Source organism: Streptomyces sp. SS1-1 (assembly GCF_008973465.1).
Classification (GTDB): Bacteria; Actinomycetota; Actinomycetes; order Streptomycetales; family Streptomycetaceae; genus Streptomyces.
This window is the reverse complement of the sequence record NZ_WBXN01000004.1, coordinates 442010-459102: the sequence shown is the minus strand read 5'-3', so window position 1 is coordinate 459102 and position 17093 is coordinate 442010. Positions and strand designations below refer to the sequence as shown.

Annotated in this window: 12 protein-coding genes; all 12 read left to right on the top strand. The window is 72.1% G+C overall.

Features of this window, described 5'->3' with window-relative positions; all coding sequences use genetic code 11:
* Positions 1-7 precede the first annotated feature (7 nt).
* The 12 genes from kdpA to F8R89_RS03030 all read left to right on the top strand — a co-directional run bounded on the left by kdpA (position 8) and on the right by F8R89_RS03030 (position 17077).
* The gene (kdpA, locus tag F8R89_RS03085; protein ID WP_151782485.1) at positions 8-1672 is read left to right on the top strand and encodes a potassium-transporting ATPase subunit KdpA; all 1665 of its coding nucleotides are present in this window, start codon (positions 8-10) and stop codon (positions 1670-1672) included.
* The gene (gene kdpB / locus F8R89_RS03080) at positions 1669-3807 is read left to right on the top strand and encodes a potassium-transporting ATPase subunit KdpB (RefSeq protein WP_151782484.1); all 2139 of its coding nucleotides are present in this window, start codon (positions 1669-1671) and stop codon (positions 3805-3807) included. The genes kdpA and kdpB overlap by 4 nt, the downstream gene beginning before the upstream one ends.
* Positions 3808-3814: 7 nt before the next feature.
* Positions 3815-4483 (top strand): potassium-transporting ATPase subunit C, encoded by a 669-nt coding sequence (locus F8R89_RS03075; RefSeq protein WP_151782483.1) that lies wholly within the window; start codon positions 3815-3817, stop codon positions 4481-4483.
* Between the two features lie 159 nt (positions 4484-4642).
* Entirely contained in the window at positions 4643-7222 is a 2580-nt protein-coding gene (locus tag F8R89_RS03070) for an ATP-binding protein (RefSeq protein WP_151782482.1), read from the top strand.
* Complete coding sequence (locus F8R89_RS03065; RefSeq protein ID WP_151782481.1) at positions 7219-7902, top strand: response regulator; 684 nt, start codon at positions 7219-7221, stop codon at positions 7900-7902. Before F8R89_RS03070 ends, F8R89_RS03065 begins: the two co-directional genes overlap by 4 nt.
* Before the next feature lie 77 nt (positions 7903-7979).
* A complete protein-coding gene (locus tag F8R89_RS03060) occupies positions 7980-8783 on the top strand; it encodes an alpha/beta fold hydrolase (RefSeq protein WP_151782480.1) in 804 nt (267 codons plus the stop codon).
* Positions 8783-10072 carry a PP2C family protein-serine/threonine phosphatase gene (locus tag F8R89_RS03055; RefSeq protein ID WP_151782479.1) on the top strand — a complete coding sequence of 430 codons (1290 nt, stop codon included), beginning with the start codon at positions 8783-8785 and terminating at the stop codon, positions 10070-10072. Before F8R89_RS03060 ends, F8R89_RS03055 begins: the two co-directional genes overlap by 1 nt.
* A gap of 10 nt (positions 10073-10082) precedes the next feature.
* Positions 10083-10421: an STAS domain-containing protein gene (locus F8R89_RS03050; protein WP_151787976.1), complete on the top strand. Its 339-nt coding sequence runs from the start codon at positions 10083-10085 to the stop codon at positions 10419-10421.
* Between the two features lie 445 nt (positions 10422-10866).
* Positions 10867-12990, top strand: coding sequence for a hypothetical protein (locus tag F8R89_RS03045; RefSeq protein WP_151782478.1), 2124 nt, complete (start codon positions 10867-10869; stop codon positions 12988-12990).
* Positions 12991-13066: 76 nt separating this feature from the next.
* Positions 13067-14578 carry a GT4 family glycosyltransferase PelF gene (gene pelF, locus F8R89_RS03040; RefSeq protein ID WP_151782477.1) on the top strand — a complete coding sequence of 504 codons (1512 nt, stop codon included), beginning with the start codon at positions 13067-13069 and terminating at the stop codon, positions 14576-14578.
* Positions 14575-15987, top strand: a complete 1413-nt coding sequence (locus F8R89_RS03035) for a hypothetical protein (protein WP_151782476.1) — start codon at positions 14575-14577, stop codon at positions 15985-15987. The genes pelF and F8R89_RS03035 overlap by 4 nt, the downstream gene beginning before the upstream one ends.
* Positions 15988-16075: 88 nt before the next feature.
* Positions 16076-17077, top strand: a complete 1002-nt coding sequence (locus tag F8R89_RS03030; RefSeq protein ID WP_151782475.1) for a GDP-mannose 4,6-dehydratase — start codon at positions 16076-16078, stop codon at positions 17075-17077.
* The last annotated feature ends 16 nt before the right edge of the window (positions 17078-17093 follow it).

Below are 17093 nucleotides of genomic sequence, written 5' to 3'. Positions count from 1 at the left end.
AGCCGACATGGGTCCCGTACTCGCCGGCGTGCTCCAACTGCTCGCGCTCACAGCGGCACTGGCGCTCGCCCACCGTCCCCTCGGCGACCACATGGCCAGGGTCTACTCCTCCGACCGGCACTGGCGCGTGGAGAAGTGGATCTACAAGGCCATCGGCGCCGACCCCGGCGCGCAGATGCGCTGGCCCGCCTACCTGCGCGGGGTGCTCGCCTTCTCCGCCGCAGGCGTCCTGTTCCTCTATCTGCTGCAACGGCTGCAGGGCGTGCTGCCGGGCTCGCTCGGCTTCTCCGCCATCGACCCGGACCAGGCGTTCAACACCGCGGCGTCCTTCGTGTCGAACACCAACTGGCAGTCGTACTACGGCGAGCAGGCCATGGGCCACGTCGTGCAGACCGCCGGACTCGCGGTGCAGAACTTCGTCTCCGCCGCCGTCGGCATGGCCGTCGCCGTGGCGCTCGTACGGGGCTTCGCGCGCTCGCGCAGCGGTGAGCTGGGCAACTTCTGGGCCGACATGGTGCGCGGGGTGACCCGCATCCTGCTGCCCATCGCGGCGGTCGCCGCGATCGTGCTGGTCGGGTGCGGCGTGATCCAGAACTTCTCCGGCATCCACGAGGTCGGCCAGTTCATGGGCGGAGCGCAGCAGTGGAACGGCGGCGCGGTCGCCTCCCAGGAGGCCATCAAGGAGCTCGGCACGAACGGCGGCGGCTACTTCAACGCGAACTCCGCCCACCCCTTCGAGAACCCGAGCCCGTTCTCCAACCTCTTCGAGATCTTCCTGATCCTGGTCATCCCGTTCTCGCTGACCCGGACCTTCGGCCGGATGGTCGGTTCCCCGCGGCAGGGGTACGCGATCCTCGGCACGATGGCCACGATCTGGCTGGGCTTCACCGCGCTGATGATGTGGACCGAGTTCGCCCACCCGGGACCCGCCTTCGACCTGGCGGGCGGCGCCATGGAGGGCAAGGAGGTGCGGCTCGGCGTCAGTGCCTCGTCGATCTGGGCTGTCGCCACGACCCTCACCTCGACCGGTGCGGTCAACTCCTCCCACTCCTCCTTCACGGGCTTCGGCGGCGGCATCCAACTGCTGGGCATGCAGCTCGGGGAGATAGCGCCCGGTGGTGTGGGCTCCGGCCTGTACGGCATGCTGATCATGGCCGTCATCGCGGTGTTCGTCGCGGGTCTGATGGTGGGCCGTACGCCGGAGTACCTGGGCAAGAGGATCGGCACCCGCGAGATCAAGCTGGCCGCCTGCTACATCCTGGTCACCCCGGCCCTGGTGCTCGTCCTCACCGCAGCCGCGATGGCTCTCCCGATGCCGGTCCACTCGATGACCAACTCCGGCGCTCACGGTTTCAGCGAGATCCTCTACGCCTACAGCTCGGGCGCCAACAACAACGGCTCGGCCTTCGCCGGCCTGAGCGCGGACACCCAGTGGTTCAACACCACGATCGGCCTCGCGATGCTGCTCGGCCGGTTCCTGCCGATGGTGTTCGTCCTGGCGCTGGCGGGCTCGCTCGCCGGGCAGCGGCCGATCCCGGCGACGGCGGGCACCCTGCGCACGGAAAAGCCGCTGTTCACGGGCCTGCTGGTGGGCACGATCCTGATCATCACCGGTCTGACGTACTTCCCGGCGCTCGCGCTGGGCCCGCTCGCCGAAGGGCTGGCGGCATGACCACGCGTACACAGAAGCAAGAGGACACGATGTCCACAGCCACCACTCCGACCCAGGCGCCGCACAGCGACGTGCCCCCGGAGCACCCGATCCCCCGAGGCCGCGTGGGTGCGGGCCTCTTCGACCCCCGCCGGCTCGTCACCTCCCTGCCGGACGCGTTCCGCAAGCTCGACCCGCGGGTGATGATCAAGTCGCCCGTCATGTTCGTGGTCCTGGTCGGCTCCGTCCTGACCACCGTCTTCTCCTTCACGGACCCCGGTGACTGGTTCGGCTGGACCATCAGTGCCTGGCTGTGGCTGACGGTCGTCTTCGCCAACCTGGCGGAGGCCGTCGCCGAGGGCCGCGGCAAGGCGCAGGCCGACACCCTGCGCAAGGCCAAGACCGGAACGGTGGCCCGGCGGCTCCTCCCGGACGGCTCTCAGGAGCAGGTCCCCGGCACGGATCTGAGGATCGGCGACCGGGTGGTCTGCGAGGCCGGCGACGTCATCCCCGGCGACGGTGACGTCGTCGAGGGCGTCGCGTCCGTCGACGAGTCGGCGGTCACCGGTGAGTCGGCTCCGGTCATCCGCGAGTCCGGCGGCGACCGCAGCGCCGTGACCGGCGGTACGAAGGTGCTGTCCGACCGGATCGTCATCAGGATCACGACGAAGCCGGGCGAGACGTTCATCGACCGGATGATCGACCTCGTGGAGGGCGCGGCCCGGCAGAAGACGCCCAACGAGATCGCGCTGAACATCCTGCTGGCGTCGCTGACGATCGTCTTCCTGCTCGCGGTGGCGACCCTGCCGCCGTTCGCGGACTACGCGGGCACCCATCTGACGATGGTCGTGCTGGTGGCACTGCTGGTGTGCCTCATCCCGACGACGATCGGCGCGCTGTTGTCGTCGATCGGCATCGCGGGGATGGACCGGCTGGTGCAGCGCAATGTGCTGGCCATGTCCGGCCGGGCCGTGGAGGCGGCCGGCGACGTGTCGACGCTGCTGCTGGACAAGACCGGCACGATCACCCTCGGCAACCGGCAGGCCGCCGAGTTCGTACCGGTGCGGGGCACCACCGAGGCCGAGGTCGCGGACGCCGCCCAGCTCTCGTCGCTGGCCGACGAGACGCCCGAGGGCCGTTCCGTCGTCGTCCTCGCCAAGGAGAGGTACGGACTGCGCGAGCGCCACCAGGGCGAACTGGTGGACGCCGCGTGGATCGCCTTCACCGCCCGGACCCGCATGTCGGGGGTGGACGTGGACGGGCGCAAGATCCGCAAGGGCGCGGCCGGTTCGGTCGTCGCCTGGGTCCGGGAACGGGGCGGGACCGTCGCCGAGGACGCCGAACCGCTGGTCAGGCGCATCTCCGAGGCGGGCGGCACGCCGTTGCTGGTCGCCGTGGAGGACGACGGCGGCGCCCGCGTCCTGGGTGTCGTCCACCTCAAGGACGTGGTCAAGGACGGTATGCGGGAGCGGTTCGGGGAACTGCGCCGCATGGGCATCAGAACCGTCATGATCACGGGGGACAACCCACTGACCGCGAAGGCGATCGCCGAGGAGGCGGGCGTCGACGACTTCCTCGCGGAGGCGACTCCCGAGGACAAGATGGCGCTGATCAAGCGGGAGCAGGCCGGCGGCAAGCTCGTCGCGATGACCGGTGACGGCACCAACGACGCCCCCGCGCTGGCGCAGGCGGACGTGGGTGTGGCGATGAACACCGGCACGTCGGCCGCCAAGGAGGCCGGCAACATGGTCGACCTCGACTCCGACCCGACCAAGCTCATCGAGATCGTGGAGATCGGCAAGCAGCTCCTGATCACGCGTGGCGCGCTGACGACGTTCTCCCTCGCCAACGACGTCGCGAAGTATTTCGCGATCATCCCGGCGCTGTTCGCTGCGGTGTACCCCGGCCTGGACAAGCTCAACATCATGGGCCTGTCCTCACCGGACTCCGCGATCCTGTCCGCGGTGATCTTCAACGCCCTTGTCATCATCGCCCTGGTGCCGCTGTCGCTGAAGGGCGTGCAGTACCGGCCGGTCAGCGCCGACAAGCTGCTGCGGCGCAATCTGACGATCTACGGCCTCGGCGGCCTGGTCGCCCCCTTCATCGGCATCAAGATCATCGATCTGCTCATCTCCCTCATTCCCGGGATCGGCTGACACCGCCATGAACAACTCCGTATCCAACACCGCCCGGCTGCTCGGAGCGGGCCTGCGCGCCCTCCTCGTGCTGACCCTGGTGACCGGCGTCCTCTACCCGCTGGTCGTCACCGGCATCGCGCAAGGGCTGTTCCACGACAAGGCGAACGGCTCCGAGATCAAGGCGGACGACAAGGTCGTCGGCTCCTCCCTGATCGGCCAGGCGTACAACCTGCCGCTGAAGAAGGGCCAGGAAACCCCGGCACCGGACCTGAAGTGGTTCCAGGGCCGCCCGCAGAACGGCCTCGGCACCAACAGCGTCAACACCCAGTACACGCTCATCCTGTCCGGCGCGACCAACCGGTCCGGGGACAACGAGGAGCTCATCCAGTGGGTGAAGGACGCCAAGGCCGCCGTCGTCAAGGACAACTCCACGCGCGCCTACAAGGTGAAGCCGTCCCAGGTGCCCGCGGACGCGGTCACCTCCTCCGGCTCCGGTCTGGATCCGGACATCTCGCCCGCGTACGCCGACCTCCAGGTGCACCGGGTCGCGGAGAGGAACGGCCTGTCCGCGGCCCGGGTCCAGAGGCTGGTGGACGAGCACACCGAGGGCCGCACGCTCGGCTTCATGGGCGAGCCCCGGGTGAACGCCCTGGAACTCAACATAGCGCTCAGGGAACTCCTGGCGAAGAGCTGACGGGGCCGCCCGGCCCGTCCCCGCCGCACACTGGAGGAGGGTGTCACCGCCTCCGCCACCTCCTCACCGTCCGGGGACGGGCCACCGCCCGAGGCGTGAGCCCGTCCCCCACCCCTGCCGGAACCGCACACGAGAGCCGACGAGAGCAGAGACGAGAACATGGCACGCGGGAAGCTCAGGATCTACCTCGGTGCCGCACCGGGCGTCGGCAAGACGTACGCCATGCTGTCCGAGGCACACCGCCGGACCGAACGCGGCACCGACTGCGTGGTGGCCTTCGTGCAGCATCACGGGCGGCCGCGCACCGAGGTCATGCTGCACGGCCTGGAGGAGATCCCCCGCCGGGAGCTGGAGTACCGCGGCACCCTCTTCACCGAGATGGACGTCGACGCGGTCCTGGCGCGGCGTCCGCGGGTGGCGCTGGTGGACGAGCTCGCCCACACCAACGTGCCCGGCTCCCGCAACGCCAAGCGCTGGCAGGACGTGGAGGAACTGCTGGCGGCCGGTGTCGACGTGATATCGACGGTGAACATCCAGCACCTGGAGTCCCTCGGCGACGTCGTGGAGTCGATCACGGGAGTGCGGCAGCGCGAGACCGTCCCGGACGAAGTGGTCCGGCGCGCGGACGAGATCGAGCTGGTCGACATGTCGCCGCAGGCGCTGCGGCGGCGGATGGCGCACGGCAACGTCTACACGCCGGACAAGGTGGACGCGGCACTGTCCCGGTACTTCCGGCCCGGCAACCTCACCGCCCTGCGGGAGCTGGCCCTCCTGTGGGTGGCCGACCGGGTCGACGAGTACCTGACGCGGTACCGCAGCGAGCACCGGGTGTCGAGGATCTGGGGCTCGCGCGAGCGCATCGTGGTCGGTCTGACCGGCGGGCCCGAGGGCCGCACCCTCATCCGACGGGCGGTCCGCCTGGCGGAGAAGGGCGCGGGCGGCGAGGTGCTGGCCGTCTACGTCGCCGGCGGCGACGGGCTGACCGCGGCCTCGCCCAAGGAGCTGGCCGTCCAGCGCACCCTGGTGGAGGACCTGGGGGGCACCTTCCACCACGTGGTGGGTGAGGACGTCCCGGCGGCCCTGCTGGACTTCGCGCGGGGGGTGAACGCGACCCAGATCATGCTGGGCGTCTCGCGCCGCAAGAGCTGGCAGTACGTGTTCGGACCGGGCGTGGGCGCGACGGTGGCCCGGGAGTCGGGTCCCGACCTGGACGTGCACCTGATCACGCACGACGAGGCGGGCAAAGGGCGCGGGCTGCCTGTGGCGCGGGGCGCGCGGCTGGGCAGGACACGGGTCCTGTGGGGCTGGCTCGCCGGAGTCGTGGGACCCGTACTGCTCACCCTGCTGCTCTCGGTGTCCGACGCCGGTCTGGCCAACGACATGCTGCTGTTCCTGACGCTGACCGTGGCGGCGGCCCTGCTCGGCGGCCTGTACCCGGCACTGGCTTCGGCGGTGGTGGGCTCCGCCCTGCTGAACTGGTTCTTCACCCCGCCCTTCCACACACTCACGATCTCCGACCCGAAGAACATCGTCGCCATAGTGATCTTCGTCGGTGTCGCGGTGTCGGTGGCGTCGGTGGTGGACCTGGCGGCCCGGCGCACCCAGCAGGCCGCCCGGCTGCGTGCCGAGTCGGAGATCCTGTCCTACCTGGCCGGCAGCGTGCTGCGCGGCGAGACCAGCCTGGAGGCGCTGCTGGAGCGCGTCCGGGAGACCTTCGGCATGGAGTCGGCGGCCCTGCTGGAGAGGAGCAGCGACATCGCCCCCTGGACCTGTGCGGGCCGTGCGGGGCCGCATCCCGCCCGGAGCCCCGAGGACGCGGACGTCGACATGCCCGTGGGCGACCACATGGCCCTCGCCCTGTCCGGGCGGGTGCTGCCGGCGTCCGACCGCCGGGTGCTGGCCGCGTTCGCGGCCCAGGCCGCCGTGGTCCTGGACCGCCGGCGGCTGCAGCAGGAGGCGGAGCGGGCCAAGGCCCTGGCCGAGGGCAACCGGATCCGCACCGCGCTGCTGGCGGCCGTCAGCCACGATCTGCGCACCCCGCTCGCCGGGATCAAGGCGTCGGTGTCGTCCCTGCGCTCGGACGACGTGGAGTGGTCCGAGGAGGACCGGGCCGAGCTGCTGGCCGCCATCGAGGAGGGCGCCGACCGGCTCGACCACCTGGTCGGCAACCTCCTCGACATGTCGCGCCTGCAGACCGGCACCGTCACGCCGCTGATCCGTGACATCGACCTGGACGAGGTGGTCCCCGTGGCGATGGGCGGCATACCCGACGCCGGGTCGGCCGTCGTCCTGGACGTGCCGGAGAGTCTGCCCATGGTCGCCACGGACAAGGGCCTGCTCGAGCGGGTCGTCGCCAACGTCGTCGAGAACGCGGTCAAGTACAGCCCGGCGGGCGAGCCCGTCCTGGTCTCGGCCAGCGCCCTGGGCGAGAGGGTCGAGGTCCGGGTGGTGGACCGCGGTCCCGGGGTCCCCGACGAGGCCAAGGAGCGCATCTTCGCGCCCTTCCAGCGCCACGGCGACGCCCCGCGCGGCAACGGAGTCGGCCTCGGCCTCGCGGTCGCCCGCGGCTTCACCGAGGCCATGGGCGGCACCCTCACCGCCGAGGACACCCCCGGCGGCGGCCTCACGATGGTCCTCACCCTGCGTGCCGGAGGGGCGGGTGCGGGGCGTCCCCGGCCCGTTCCGGCCGGGCCCGCACCGGCACACCACCCCGTACACACCGAGAGGCGGACTCCATGACCCGGGTGCTCGTAGTCGAGGACGAGCCACAGATCGTGCGCGCGCTCGTGATCAATCTCAAGGCGCGCAAGTACGACGTCGACGCGGCCCACGACGGTGCCACCGCCCTTCAGCTCGCCGCCGCCCGCCACCCCGACGTGGTGCTCCTCGACCTGGGACTGCCCGACATGGACGGCGTCGAGGTGATCAAGGGCCTGCGCGGCTGGACCCGGGTGCCGATCATCGTGCTGTCCGCCCGGCACACCTCCGACGAGAAGGTCGAGGCGCTCGACGCGGGCGCCGACGACTACGTCACCAAGCCCTTCGGCATGGACGAGCTGCTCGCCCGGCTGCGCGCAGCGGTCCGTCGCGCCGAACCCACCGGCGGAGGCGAGGGCGACGTCGTCGTGGAGACCGCCGCGTTCACCGTGGACCTGGCCGCCAAGAAGGTCCACCGCGGCGGTGCGGACGTCCGGCTCACCCCCACCGAGTGGCAGCTGCTGGAGGTGCTCGTACGCAACACCGGTCGTCTGGTCGGCCAGAAGCAGCTGCTCCAGGAGGTCTGGGGGCCGTCGTACGGAAAGGAGACGAACTATCTCCGCGTCTACATGGCCCAGCTGCGCCGGAAGCTGGAGGCGGACCCGTCGCATCCGAAGCACTTCATCACGGAGCCCGGCATGGGGTACCGCTTCGAGAAGTGAGCCGTGGGGAGGAGACGCCGGCCCTCGGCACGGACCCGTGTCATATGCCCCCGGGTCAAGCTGCGACACTGGCCGGTATGGATGTGGTCCGCAGGAACAACGTCACCGTCACCGGCAACCCGCAGGGGCGCACGGTGGTGCTGGCCCATGGGTTCGGATGCGACCAGAACATGTGGCGGCTGACCGTGCCCGCGCTCGCGGACGACCACCGCGTGGTGCTCTTCGACTACGTGGGCGCGGGACGCTCCGACGCGTCCGCGTTCTCCGAGGACCGCTACGGGTCCCTGGACGGCTACGCCCAGGACGTCGTCGAGGTGTGCGAGGCGCTCGACCTGCGCGACGCGGTGTTCGTCGGACACTCCGTCAGCGCGATGATCGGCGTCCTCGCCGCCGACAGCGCCCCGGAGCGCATCGGCGCCCTGGTGATGGTCGCGCCCTCCCCGCGCTACATCGACGAGGACGGCTACCGCGGCGGCTTCAGCGAGGACGACATCGACGAGCTGCTGGGCTCCCTGGAGTCCAACTACCTCGGCTGGTCGGCGGCCATGGCCCCGGTGATCATGGGCAACGCCGACCGCCCCGAGCTCGGCGAGGAGCTGCGCAACAGCTTCTGCGCCACCGACCCCGACATGGCCCGGATCTTCGCCCGGACCACGTTCCTGTCCGACTCGCGCGACGACCTGAAGCGGGTGCGGGTGCCCACCCTCGTGCTGGACTGCACCCAGGACGTGATCGCCCCCCGGGAGGTGGGCGCGTACGTGCACCGTGAGATCCCCGGCTCCACGCTGGTGACGCTGGACGCCACCGGGCACTGCCCCCACCTGTCCGCGCCGGAGGCCACCAACGAGGCCATCGTCGCGTTCCTCGCCGGACTAGGATGATGGCGCGGGCCGGGCAGCACTCCGACCCGCACGACGCCGACGACGACAAGACGGCCCAGGCCGCCTTCGCCGCCCTGCTGGAGGACAGTGCCGAGGACTTGTACGAGAGCGCACCGTGCGGCTACCTGTCCACCCTCATGGACGGGACGATCGCCAAGATCAACAGCACGCTGCTGGGCTGGCTCGGCCTGGCCCGGCAGGACGTGGTCGGCCGGCTGCGCTTCACCGACCTGCTGACGGTCGGCGGCAAGCTCTACCACGAGACGCACTTCGCGCCACTGCTGCGCATGCAGGGCCACATCAACGGCATCGCCCTGGAGATCAAGCAGGCCGGCGGCGGCCGGATGCCCGTCCTGGTGTCCTCCGTCGTCAAGCACGGCACCACCGGTGAGCCCCTGCTGATCCGCACCACCGTCTTCGACGCCCGGGACCGGCGCGCCTACGAGGAGGAGCTGCTGCGCCGGCAGCGGCTCGCCGAGGAGGCACGCCGCCAGGCCGAGGCCGACCGGGCCCGCCTCCAGGACACCTTCGCCGTGCTCCAGCAGTCCCTGCTCCCCGACATCCTGCCCGAGCTGCCCGGGGCGGAGGCGGCCGCCCACTACCACACGGCCTCCCCCGACCGGCTGGGCGGCGACTTCTACGACGTCTTCCCGCTGGACGGCAAACGCTTCGGGTTCTTCCTCGGCGACGTGTGCGGCAAGGGCCCCCAGGCCGCGGCCCTCACCTCGCTGACCCGCTACACCCTGCGCGCCGCCGCCCTGCACGACCCGGACCCGGTCTCGGCCCTGACGACCCTCAACCAGGTGCTGCACGAGCGCTACTCCGCGAGCGGCGACCCGCGCTACTGCACGGCCGTCTTCGGCACCATCGACCCCGACCCGGCCGCCGGGCGCCTCACCGTCCACCTCGCCTCCGGCGGCCACCCGCCCGCGGTGGTGCTGCGCGCCGACGGCACCGCCACGTACCTGCCTACGCCGGGCGGACTGCTGATCGGCGTCCTGCCCAGCGCGCCCTTCACCGCCGCGAGCACCACCCTCGGCCCCGGCGACACCCTGCTGCTCTACACCGACGGGCTCACCGAGGCCCGCACCGGCACGGACCGCACCAGCCTCTACGGCGACGAGGCCCTGCTGGCCTTCGCCGCGACCCAGGCCGGCAGACCCCCGCACGCCGTCATCGAGGCCCTCGGCGGCCTGCTGGCGGGCTTCGGGGACGGCCTCGACGACGACACCGCCCTTCTCGCGATCGGCGTCCCCTCCTCCGACGACCCGACGAGCGAAACCCGATGAGCGGCACATGATGAACGCACTGAAGATCACGACCCGAGACGCCGCGACCGGACCGGTCCTGGAGGTCGCAGGAGACCTGGACTACCTGAACGCCGGGCAGTTCCGCGACCTCCTCCCGACGGTCACCGTCCGCCCAGGCCAGCGCCTCGTCGTCGACCTGGGCGCCCTGGACTTCTGCGACTCCAGCGGCATCACCGCCCTGATCGCCGCGCACCACCACGCGCAGTCCGCCGGAGGGCAGCTGGTACTGGCGGCCGTACCACCCAACACGCTGCGCGTCCTGAGCATCGTCGGGCTGGACCAGGTCCTCACCATCCACCCCGACAGCGAGGCCGCCACCCGCGTCTGACACGTCGTGGACACGCCCCTGATCCCGGAACGTCGTGTTCCGGGCATCTGAGGCGGTATGACCGGTCATCAAAGATGACCAGAAACCGGCGCGTGTCCTCGCGCCGGACCGGTTCAGACCAGTGGCAGTCGCACCGGCTCGCCCCACCCGCCCCACGGGCCTGTCTCCGCCTCGCTGACCTGCGGCGGAGAGATCGCGCCCACCTCGGCGGACGCCCGCCGCGAACGCCCGAGCACACGGACCGGCCCCTTCGGCGGTGCCCGGCGAACCTGCGTTTTTCCGTCAGGTTCCGCAGCAAGAGCACGAAAGCTCCACAGATACCTCACTATTTGACGCGACGGATGCGTCGACGACCGGTCTCTGAGGGGGAAGCCGGCGTCGCGCGCGGGGGTGCGTCGCTCTGCGGAGCCATGCTCACCCCTGCACGGGGAGGGGACAGCACCGCATGAAGCGGACCTTGAGCACCACTGTGCTGACGACGGGCGCGCTGATAGCCGCCCTCGGCGTACCGGCCGCCCACGCGGCGGAGCCGGAGCCCCGCATCGACCTGCGGGTGCTCGTCGTCAGCGACGGAGGCCCGGCCACCGACGCCATCGCCGCCGAACTGCGGACCGCCGGAACGCCGTACACGGAGATCGACCTGAACCGGTCCGACCGCCCCGTGATCGACGCCGGCTATCTCGCGGACACCGTGGACGGCCGGCCGCGCGCCAAGTTCCAGGCGGTCGTCCTGCCCAACGACAACCCGTTCCCGGCCGGCTCGGCGGAGATGGCCGCCCTCGCGGCCTACGAGCAGGAGTACGCCGTCCCGCAGGTCGACGCCTACACCTACGCCCGGCCCGAGAACGGACTGCAGTACCCCGTGAACGGCGGCTACTCCGGCAGCGTCGACGGGGTACGGGCCGAGGTGACGGACGCCGGGCGGTCCGGGCCGTTCGGCTACCTCGACGGACCGGTGCCCTTCGAGGACAACGCGCCCGACGTCGGCGAGAGCTACGCCTTCCTGTCCAGCCCGGCCGAGGGAGCCGACTTCACGCCGTACGTGCAGGCACCCATCCCCGGCTCCGACCGGCAGGGCTCCCTCGTGGGGGAGTACCGGCACGACGGGCGGCGCGAACTCGTCGTCACGTTCGTCTACAACCGATACCAGCAGCAGTTCCGGCTGCTCGCCCGCGGCATCGTCGCCTGGATGACCGGCGGTGTGCACCTCGGCGCCTCCCGCAACTACTTCGCCGTCCACGTCGACGACGTCCTCGCCGGCGACGACCGCTGGAACTCCACCCTCAACTGCACGCCCGGCGACGTCGACTGCACCGACCCGGACGCCACACCGGACCCGATCCGGATGACGCCTGCAGACGTCGACCACGCCGTCACCTGGCAGCAGGAACACGGCTTCACACTCGACCTCGCCTACAACGCCGCCGGCAGCGTCGACCACCGCGAGGACAACGGCGGCGCCGACCCGCTCGCCGACCGCCTCGTACAGCGGCGCGACGCGTTCCGCTGGATCAACCACACCTACACGCACGCCTTCCTCGGCTGCGAACAGGACACCTCCGTGGTGCCCTGGCGCTGCGCCACGAACGCCGACGGCAGCACCAAGTGGGTCAGCCGGAACGACATCGCCGACGAGATCGCCCACAACCGCGCCTGGGGGCAGACCGCCGGACTCCCGCTGGACGACGACGAGTTGGTGACCGGCGAGCACTCCGGACTCCAGGTGCTGCCCCAGCAGCCCGCCGACAACCCCAACCTGGCGCTCGCCCTCGCCGACACCGGCGTCACCTGGCTCGCCTCCGACAACTCCCGCGAACCCGGCCAGCGCCAGGTCGGCCCCGCCACCACGGTCCCGCGCTACCCGATGAACGTCTTCTACAACGCGGGCCGCGCCGCCGAACAGGTCGACGAGTACAACTGGATCTACACCAGCCGCGCCCAGGGCGGCAGCGGCATCTGCGAGGACAACCCCGCCACCACCACCTGCCTGCCCGCACCGCTCGACCCGGAGACCGGGTACACCGAGCACATCGTGCCCCTGGAACGGCAGATCGCCCTCGGCCACGTCCTCGCCAACGACCCCAAGCCGCACTTCATCCACCAGTCCAACCTGGCCGAGGAGCGCATCGCCTACCCGGTCCTCGACGGCGTCCTCGACGGCTACGAGGCCCTGTTCACGGCCGACACCCCGCTGGTCAACCTGCGGATGAAGGCCATCGGCGAGGAGATGGGCCGCCGCGCCGCCTGGCGGACCGCCGTGGACGAAGGACAGGTCACCGCCTACCGGATCGGCGACACCGTCACCGTCGACGGCCCCGCCGGCGTCGACATCCCCGCCACCATGCCCGACGGCACCACCCGCTCCGGCACCGCCTTCGGCCAGACGTACGCCGGACACCGCTCCGGCTGGACGGCCCCGGCGACCGGGCCGCTCACCCTCACCCTGCCCGCCTCCACGGCACCCGCCGCACCCGGCGGCACGGACGGCTCCGCACCCGCCACCGCCCCGGCCCCGGACGCCCGCGTCCCCGCGGGCGTGGCCGAGCACATCCCGCCCACGGGGAGCTGACCGACACCCGCAGCGAGGTCCCGGCCACCCGCCGGGACCGGCACCCCTCACCACACCTCGGCCGTGGAGCACATCCATGCACGTTCACCACGCCGCGCGGCGGGCCGCCGCCGCGCGCGTCACCCTGCTCACCGAAGGCACCTACCCGCACAGCCACGGCGGCGTCAGCGTCTGGTGCGACCAGCTCGTCACCGGCATGCCCGACATCGAGTTCGACGTCATCGCCGTCACCGGCACCGGACGGGAGCCCCTCGTCTGGGACCTCCCCGGCCATGTCCGCGACGTCCTGTCCGTGCCCATGTGGGGCGCCACCCCCGACGGCCGGCCCCCGCGCGGCCGCTCCCGCCGCCAACTCGCCACCGCATACGAACAGTTCCTGACCTCGCTCGTCGACCCCGGCACCGAGGACGGCTTCGCACCCGCCCTGCACGGACTGGCCCACGCGGCCGCCGCCGCCGAACTCAGCCCGTTCCTGCGGGGCGACACCGCCCTGCGCATCCTCACCGCCGTATGGACCCGCCCCGGCCTCGCCGTACGCGAGGCACGGCCGACGCTGCACGACGCGCTCACCGCCACCGCCCTGCTGGAACACGCACTGCGCCCGCTCGCCGCGCCACCCCCGCGGGACGGCGTCGCACACGCCGTCAGCGGCGGCGTCGCCGTCCTGCCGGGCCTCGCCGCCCGCGAACGGTACGGTGTCCCGCTGCTGCTCACCGAGCACGGCGTCTACCTGCGCGAACGCTACCTGGGCTACCGCACGGCGGCCTACCGCTGGCCCGTCAAGGCCGTCGTCCTCGGCTTCTTCCGGCTGCTCGCGCAGGAGAGCTACCGTCAGGCGGCCCTGATCACCCCGGGCAACCGCTACAACCGGCTCTGGGAGGAACAGGGCGGCGCCGACCCCACCGCGATCCGCACCGTCTACAACGGCGTCGACCCGGCCGCCTTCCCGCCGGCCGGCCCCGAACCCGAGACCCCCACCCTCAGCTGGGCCGGACGCGTCGACCCGATCAAGGACCTGGAGACCCTGATCCGCGCCTTTGCCCTCGTCCGCACCCAACGCCCCGACGCCCGGCTGCGGTTGTTCGGCGGCACCCCGCGCGGCGGCGAGGCGTACCGCGAACGCTGCGAAGCGCTCGCCGCCGAACTCGGGCACGCCGACGCGGTCACCTTCGAAGGCCGCGTCGACGACATCAAGGACGCCTACGCCGCCGGCTCCGTCGTCATGCTGTCCAGCATCAGCGAAGGCTTCCCGTTCACCCTGATCGAGGCCATGTCGTGCGGCCGGGCCACCGTGTCCACCGACGTCGGCGGCGTCCGCGAGGCCGTCGGCGACACCGGACTCGTCGTACCGCCACGCGACCCGGCCGCCATGGCCGCCGCCGCGCTCGAACTCCTCGGCGCCCCCGACCGCCGCCGCGCGATGGGGGAGGCGGCCCGGCTGCGGGTCATCGAGCAGTTCACCCTGCGGCAGACCATCGACACCTTCCGCGGCATCTACCACGAACTGGCTGCCGGGACGGCTCCGACGCCCGCCCGCGTCGTCCTGCCCGCCCCGGCGGTCACCGGAACCGGAAGCCTCACCGGATGAGCGGCCCCCTGTCCCTCGAACCCGGCGACGGGCACGACACGCTCGCCCTGCGCCTCGCCTCGCCCCGCCCGCCGCGCCGCCGCCCCCGCTGGGCCCTCGACGACGAGACCCTCGCCATCCGGCTGCCCGGACAGGGCCCCGACGAGGAGGCGGTCAGCACCCTGGCCGCCGAACTCGCCGACGCCATAGGGCCCGCCGTCCACCCCTACGAGGTCGCCGCCCTGCTCGAGGCCGAGGGCCTGTCCGCGTCCGTCATCAAGGAGCGGTACGGACACCCCAACCTGTTCTCCCTGGCGACCGCCCTGTACGAGCGGGTGCCCCGGACGTTCCCCGAACCGCCGCCCGCACCCGACCCCTGGCGCCCCGACACCCTGCGCTGCCTGCTGCGCGGCGTCCTGTTCGCGCTGCCCGCCCTCGCTCATCTGCTGACCGCCCCGCTGTGGCCGCTCACCCGGTACGCGCCCGTGCTGATCGTCGCGGGCATCGCCTCCTGGGCGTGGGGGCAGGCCCTCGGCCACCGCGCCCACCTGCGGCTCGTCACGGGACGCCGGGAGGCGTCCGGCACCCTGTTCACCGGCTCCCTGCTCGGCGCGGCCACGGCGACCGCCCTCGCGCTGGTCCCCGGCCCCGACGCCCTGGCCCTCGCGGTCGCCGCCGGCCAGTCGCTGTACCTGGCCGCCGCGGGCGTCCTCCTCGTGCTCGCCCGGGAGAAGCTGCTGCTCGCCGCGCTCAGCCCACTCATCGCGGGCGCCGCCGTCCTGCCGTGGTGGGAACCCGGACCCCTCGCCCGGGCCGGGCTGCCGCTGCTCGCGCTGCTCGCCACCCTGGCCGCCGCCGGGCACGTCCTGTGGCGGGGCCGCACCGGCCCAGCCGCCCCGCACGCGCCCCGCACGCCCGTACACATCTCCCTGCCGTACGGCCTGTTCGGGCTCGCCGCCGCCGTGCTCGTCGTCCTGATCGGCCGTCAGCAGCCGTACGCCGTCATCGCGTTGACCCTCAGCATGGGGCCCGCCGAATGGCTGCTGTACCGCTACCGCGGCTGGTCCGTGGCCGCGCTGCGCACCAGCGCCACCCCGGGCGGGTTCCTGCTGCGCTCGGCCGGTGTCCTCACCGGCTGCCTGGCCGCCTACCTGCTCCTGCTGCTGCCCGCCGCCCTGCTCACCGGCACGGACCCGGCCACCCCCCTGCTGCTCGCGGCCACCCTGTGGACCGCGCTGCTGCTGCAGGCGTTCGGCACGGCCTGGCCGCCCGCCCTGATCTGCCTCACCGCCGCCGCGGCAGCCGGCGCGGTGACCGCCCTGGACCTGCCGCCCGCGCCGGTCGTCCTGCCCGTGGTGTGTGCCGCGGCCGCGCTCTGTCTCGCGGTCTGCGCGCTGCGCCTGCTCGGCCGGCCCTCCCCACACGCCTGACCCTCCGCACCACCCCATCGGACCGCCGGAGCCCGCGTCCCGACCGCACCGGGCCCGCGTCCGACCACCACTACGAAGGGACCGACAGTTGACCTCCGCACCGCTCGCCGCCGTCACCGGAGCCGAAGGCTTCATCGGCTCGCACCTCACCGAGGCACTCGTCGCCTCCGGCCACCGCGTGCGCGCCATGGCCCAGTACAACTCGTTCTCCTCCTACGGCTGGCTGGAGACCCTGCCCGCCGACGTGCTGGACCAGGTCGAGATCGTCCTCGGTGACGTCCGCGACCCCGGCTCGGTGCGCGGCCTGCTCGACGGCGCCGACTGCGCCTACCACCTCGCCGCGCTCATCGCGATCCCGTACTCCTACCAGGCCCCGCACAGCTACGTGGACACCAACGTCACCGGCACCCTCAACGTGCTGGAGGCCGCCCGCGCCCTAGGCACCCCGCGCCTCGTCCACACCTCGACCAGCGAGACGTACGGCACCGCGCAGACCGTGCCGATCACCGAGGACCACCCCATCAACACCCAGTCCCCGTACGCCGCTTCGAAGGCGGGCGGCGACCGGCTCGCCGACAGCTACCACGCCAGCTTCGGCACCCCGGTGGTCACACTGCGCCCGTTCAACACCTTCGGCCCCCGCCAGTCCATGCGTGCCGTGATCCCCACCGTCATCGGGCAGGTGGCCGCCGGGGAACGCACGATCACCCTCGGCGACCTGCGGCCGACCCGCGACTTCACCTTCGTCGAGGACACCGCGCGGGCCTTCCTCGCCGTCGGCACCGCTCCGGCCGAGCAGGTCGTCGGCCGCACCTTCAACGCCGGGACCGGCGGCGAGATCTCCGTCGGCGACCTGGTCGCCCTGATCGGCAAGGTCATGGACGCCCCCCTCGACGTCCAGGAGGACCCCGCGCGGCTGCGGCCCGCCAACTCCGAGGTGATGCGGCTCGTGGCCGACGCGAGCCGGCTCACCGAGGCCACCGGCTGGTCGCCGCAGAACACCCTCGAGGAGGGACTGGCGCACACCGCCCGGTGGTTCACCGACCCCGCCCACCTGGCCCGCTACAAGACCGGCATCTACAACATCTGACCCGCCCGGCTCGTAC

Excerpts from the sequence above, each read along its gene's own strand:
- F8R89_RS03035 (WP_151782476.1), top strand. The coding sequence starts at position 14,575 with ATGAGCGGCCCCCTGTCCCTCGAACCCGGCGACGGGCACGACACGCTC.
- pelF (WP_151782477.1), top strand. The coding sequence starts at position 13,067 with ATGCACGTTCACCACGCCGCGCGGCGGGCCGCCGCCGCGCGCGTCACC.
- F8R89_RS03075 (WP_151782483.1), top strand. The coding sequence starts at position 3,815 with ATGAACAACTCCGTATCCAACACCGCCCGGCTGCTCGGAGCGGGCCTG.
- kdpA (WP_151782485.1), top strand. The coding sequence starts at position 8 with ATGGGTCCCGTACTCGCCGGCGTGCTCCAACTGCTCGCGCTCACAGCG.
- F8R89_RS03065 (WP_151782481.1), top strand. The coding sequence starts at position 7,219 with ATGACCCGGGTGCTCGTAGTCGAGGACGAGCCACAGATCGTGCGCGCG.
- F8R89_RS03070 (WP_151782482.1), top strand. The coding sequence starts at position 4,643 with ATGGCACGCGGGAAGCTCAGGATCTACCTCGGTGCCGCACCGGGCGTC.
- F8R89_RS03045 (WP_151782478.1), top strand. The coding sequence starts at position 10,867 with ATGAAGCGGACCTTGAGCACCACTGTGCTGACGACGGGCGCGCTGATA.
- F8R89_RS03060 (WP_151782480.1), top strand. The coding sequence starts at position 7,980 with ATGGATGTGGTCCGCAGGAACAACGTCACCGTCACCGGCAACCCGCAG.
- kdpB (WP_151782484.1), top strand. The coding sequence starts at position 1,669 with ATGACCACGCGTACACAGAAGCAAGAGGACACGATGTCCACAGCCACC.
- F8R89_RS03055 (WP_151782479.1), top strand. The coding sequence starts at position 8,783 with ATGGCGCGGGCCGGGCAGCACTCCGACCCGCACGACGCCGACGACGAC.
- F8R89_RS03050 (WP_151787976.1), top strand. The coding sequence starts at position 10,083 with ATGAACGCACTGAAGATCACGACCCGAGACGCCGCGACCGGACCGGTC.